We start from the raw sequence: 631 nt of genomic DNA, 5'->3' as shown, positions 1-631 counted from the left end.
TTTTTTATATCTTAATTTAGTAAAGTAATCGCGCTTAAGAAGACCTTACATTGAGGTGAAACACCTTACAGTTACAACACTTTACAGGCGAAGCCTTTTAGGTAGAAGCCTTCAGGGTACGCTGTATCTGTTAGGTGGTCAGCGGCTTGCTCGAAGCGCTCGACAAATTTTACTGTTCTGCCTGCGTCTAGTGCAGCGTCAGCGATGATTTTTTGGAATAAATCAGCACCCATTAAACCTGAACAAGAGTAGGTGAGTAGTGTTCCACCAGGATTTAGGATTTGCATTGCAAGCATGTTTACATCTTTGTAGCCGTTAGCACCTGATGTTAGGTTGTTTTTGCTTGAAACGAACTTTGGTGGATCCATGATAACGACATCAAACTTAGTGCCTTGATCTCGGTATTCACGAAGTAGTTTAAATACGTCTGCGTTTAGGAATACAGCACGCTTTTTCGAGATATCAAATTCATTGAGTTCCGCGTTGAACTTAGCTGTATCAAGAGCTAATTGAGACACATCTGCGTTGATTACACGTTTTGCGTCGCCTTTCAGTGCGTAAAGACCAAATCCGCCAGTGTATGAGAAACAGTTAAGCACATCTTTGCCTTTAACATACTTCATTGATTCTT

1 protein-coding gene is annotated in these 631 nt (G+C 41.0%); it reads right to left on the bottom strand.

What is annotated here, in order from left to right; genetic code table 11:
• Window positions 1-71: 71 nt before the first annotated feature.
• Window positions 72-631, bottom strand: a 560-nt coding sequence (locus AB4653_RS27000; protein WP_372105772.1) for a class I SAM-dependent methyltransferase, incomplete at its 5' end; no start/stop codon positions are given.

The organism is Vibrio sp. 10N.222.48.A3 (assembly GCF_041475345.1).
GTDB lineage: Bacteria > Pseudomonadota > Gammaproteobacteria > Enterobacterales > Vibrionaceae > Vibrio > Vibrio tasmaniensis_A.
This window is presented reverse-complemented; position numbering and strand designations above follow the sequence as displayed.